This is a genomic window from Gordonibacter sp. (genome assembly GCF_036667095.1).
Lineage (GTDB): Bacteria > Actinomycetota > Coriobacteriia > Coriobacteriales > Eggerthellaceae > Gordonibacter.
Genome location: NZ_JAVWUP010000209.1, coordinates 1 through 3,899, shown reverse-complemented (window position 1 = coordinate 3,899; position 3,899 = coordinate 1). Strand labels below are relative to the sequence as shown.

The 3,899-nt window shown below is 51.3% G+C and carries 2 protein-coding genes and 1 pseudogene; 1 reads left to right on the top strand and 2 read right to left on the bottom strand.

The features are described from left to right. Positions 1-229, bottom strand: a pseudogene (locus tag RR842_RS12550) (4Fe-4S ferredoxin); the annotation flags it as partial. Between the two features lie 16 nt (positions 230-245). Further along, positions 246-2,681: a molybdopterin-dependent oxidoreductase gene (locus RR842_RS12545; protein WP_332729958.1), complete on the bottom strand. Its 2,436-nt coding sequence runs from the start codon at positions 2,679-2,681 to the stop codon at positions 246-248. A gap of 416 nt (positions 2,682-3,097) precedes the next feature. Between RR842_RS12545 and RR842_RS12540 the strand changes: the two genes are divergently transcribed. Next, positions 3,098-3,899 (top strand): LysR family transcriptional regulator (locus RR842_RS12540; protein ID WP_332729957.1); only part of this gene is annotated, 802 nt, incomplete at its 3' end.

The window sequence follows — 3,899 nt, the reverse complement described above, 5'->3', positions numbered from 1 at the left end:
GGCACACCTTCACGCAGGCTGGGTTCGCACAATGCTGGCAACTTACGGGGTAGTGGGTCATCTCGACATTGGGGTAGGTGCCCCGTGAGGTGTCAGGGTACCTACCCCCATCGGTCAAGACCCTGTTCCACCACATGTTGTTGGGGAGGTTGTTGTTTGACTTGCAGGCAACGGCGCATTCGGTGCATCCGAAGCAGAGTTGTAGGTCGATAGCCATTCCGTAACGCATTGGTCAGCTCTCCTTTCTAGATATTCGCTTTTTTCATTTCCACAAGCGTGTCGAAGTAGTAACTGTTGGCCACAACGGGCGTGATGGAGTGGCTTAATAGATCGCAGTAAAACCCATCTACAAATTGATCTTTCTCCCAGCCGTGGTCGATGACCGCCATGCCGGGTCTCGTGCCCTCGTTGCATCGGACTAAGAGGGTGCAAGAGCTTCGGTCGTTAAAAAGTGTTACGTAGTCTCCGTCGGTGATGCCGCGTTTTTTGCACTCAGATGGGTGGACTACGATATAGGGCTCCGGTTCTAGTTCGGTGAACCATGAAATATGAGTGAATTGAGTGTGTCCCTTGAATTTGCTTCGTTCGGAAGTGAAGTTTAAGGGATATTTCTCAGCAAGCGGACTGTCTCGCCAGGCTTCCATAGGGGGTTCCCAGTAAGGCAGCCGTTCTTTCATGAAGTCAACGGTCTGCCCCCAGTTTCCTCCATCGGGCTTGATAGTTTCCAGGTAGAATTGAAGGCGTCCTGTCGCTGTGTTGAATTTTCCCTCCTGTCCGAAAACGCGGCTGTCAGGCTCGAAGGAGGCTACGGCGCCTTCTTTCTTTATGCGTTCCCAAGTGACATTAGCTGCTTTTGCCTGAGGATTGTCGAGAACCGCATCGATGTAATCGTCGATGGTCTTGTATGAGTACTTTTCTAGGCCCATTCTCTCGAAGAACATATGCGACATCTCGAAGTCGCTTTTCGACTCGTAGAGGGGCTCGGCCGATTTCGCACTGTGGAACACGTATTGTGTCGAGTCGCCTGAGGCGCTCTCGCACTCGAAGTAGTGGCAGGCGGGCAAAACGATATCGGCGTATTCCGTCGTGCTGTTGTGCACTACATCGGCAACGGCAAAAAGCTCGACTCCTTCAAGAAACTTGCGCCATTTGGCTGTTCCTACCTGGGTGCCTAGAAGATTATGGTTCCATACGTAAAGCGTTTTGATGTTGATATCCTTATCGCCATACTTCCCCGATTCAAAGCAGTTGAGCAGGGCGGGGCCGTAGAATATATTGCAGGGCGGGGCGTCGGAGACGTACTCGAGTGCGTAAGGATTCCAACCGGCCGCAGCACCTCCTCGCATGAATCCATTGCCCGTGTTTCCGGGGTTGCCGAACTGTCCGGCAACCATAGCCATAGCTAAGATAGACGCAAACGTAGGATACCCGTTGGTGATATGGTCTAAGCCAAGCCCGATGTTGATCGAGCATGAGCCTTCGGCGACGATGCGTGCCAGTTCGGCAATCTTCTCGGCGGAAATTTCGCAGAGCTTTGCAGCTTTCTCTGGCGGCCATTCCTCTATGCGTTCAAGCAGAAGATCATACGCGGTAGTAACTTTTATGCCTTCAATAACGAACGAGCCGTTGATTACCGGCTCGGAGATATCTGCGGGTAATCCCACTGCTCCTTCTGCGCTGCGTACGACGATCTTGTCATCGGGCGTGCCTGCGGTCGCTTTGCCGAGGTCGCTTAACCGCAGGTATTTTCCGTTATCGTCCTTTACCAAAAAAGGCGCAACGGTTTTCGACTTCAGGAAAGCTTCGTTGGCCAGATCTTCATGAACCAGCACGTAGGCCATAGATAATGCAAGGGCAGCGTCTGTGCCTGGGCAGACGGGCACAAACATATCGGCTTTCGAAGCGGTTGTCGTATAGTTGGGGTCAATAACGATAAGCTTTGATCCGTTTTCAGTGCGAGCGCGAAGATTGTAATGAAACATCTGGCTCTGCGCTTCTGCCGGATTTGATCCCCATAAGATCTGGTTTTTCGCATTTGCGAGGTCTCGACGCCCTGATCCGCCTTTTCCGGCCCCTAGTCCGAGTGCCGGTGGAAATGCGGCATAGTTGACACGATCCTGGGCGGGATCGATAAGGGTGGCCCCCATAGCGGAGCGCAGGCGAAGGGTATGGTGTGCATCGGGACTCATGTTCCCTGATCCTTTCAAGAAAGCATTCGCGCCCGCGCCGTGCTTTTCGCTAACCTCTTTCCATTTATCGGTGATGGTGGTGATGGCCTCATCCCAGCTGATCTGCTCCCATTGGCCGCTTCCGCGTTCGCCAACACGCTTCATGGGGTGTTTCAGCCGGTGTGCCTCGTAGACACGCAATGCATGCGTGAGACCCTTGTTGCACACCCTGGTTATGTCGGGATCGGACTGGACGCGCCGGGAGACCTTTACTATCTTTCCATCTCTAGAGTGAACGTTCATCTGGCAGCCTGCCCCGCAGCCGCCACGGCACGTTCCGGGTTTCACTACCTCCTGGGAGGTTGTTTTTTGATTGCCGCCATCGGCAAGTGCAAATTCGCTTTCTGTAATGCTTAATCCAATACCCGCCGCCACCATTGTGGCTGCAGAGCTTTTAAGGAAGCTTCTTCTGTCAATTGACCTGCTTGAAATGGACTTCTTGACATGATTCATACGAGTACTCCTCACTCTCCTTGACTTCACAATTTCTTGTTGTTCGATTTTGCGGGGGATAGTTCTCTGCTATGCGTGTGTGCGTATGCATAGCCTTGTGTGTAAGCTATAAAGGAGCACTCTCGAGTTGTGCTCTTGCTCATCCACTCCCATTAATGGTGGCTCTCATCTTAGCAAGCTATGTCTGGGGGCTATGTTTCATTTCTTTTATACGATGATTTGTTTTTTAGAAAACGCCAAGGTAATCGCCGCTTAACGAGGGTTTAGTATGCGGGTGGTTCGTATTTTTTATGCTTTGATTCGAATTTGGCCACCCTGGGGCACGTAATGCGAAAACAGGCTATGATCGTCTTAGAGAAACCCCTATTATTGGGATTTGCCCCTATGTTTGGCGGTAGGGAAGGGAGAGGCTTGTTGTGAAGCTTGAGTACCTGAGGGAGTTTGTTGTTCTTGCTCGAAGTGGTAATTTTCGCGAAGCCGCAAAAGGCCTGTACCTAGCACGCTCAACTCTCGGCAACCATATGCGGGCGCTTGAGCAGGAAGTGGGTTTTGAGTTGCTTGACCGCAGTGACAGCAACAAGCTTACTCAGGCTGGTTCCGTGTTCTTTGATGGCGTGGAGCAGGTGATAAAAGTCGTCGATGCCGGTTTGGGGAAATGTTATGAGGCTGTGGAGCTGCGGTCTGAGGAGGATGCCGCTGTCCGCATCGCGCTGCGTACCTCAGTCTTTGATTTGGGCACCATGTTGGAGAAGTGTTGCCCTGTAAAATATACCTATGTCGATTATGACAATAAAAGACCCATCCTCTACTCGTTTATGCAGGGTCTTGCTGATGTTATGGTGGTGCACAGCCTTGATGCGCTTCCTTCTTTGCGTGCGCAAGCTTTGAGCATGGGTTTGTGTTATGAACCTTATGGGTATGCACCTTGCGCCATCGCGATAAAGAAGACGAACCCCTTAGCCCGAGGCTCTTTAACGCGGGAGCACCTACGCGGTGCCGAAGTTATTCAGCTTGATGCTATCGAGTCGGAATGCTGGAAGCGGATTATCGTTTCCCTGCTTGGTGATGATTTGAATCTAAAGTTTCGCTTGATTCCTATGGATAACTTGTTCAACATTAAGATAGTTGACCTTAACGATGCCATTTTTGTTTCATTGAAGCCAATGCTGGTACAATACTTTGCCCAACGAGAAGGATATGTTATTCGCGACGCGGTCG

What these genes read in the sequence shown, in the direction of transcription:
- RR842_RS12545 (WP_332729958.1), bottom strand. Translation starts at nt 2,681, where the DNA reads ATGAATCATGTCAAGAAGTCCATTTCAAGCAGGTCAATTGACAGAAGA.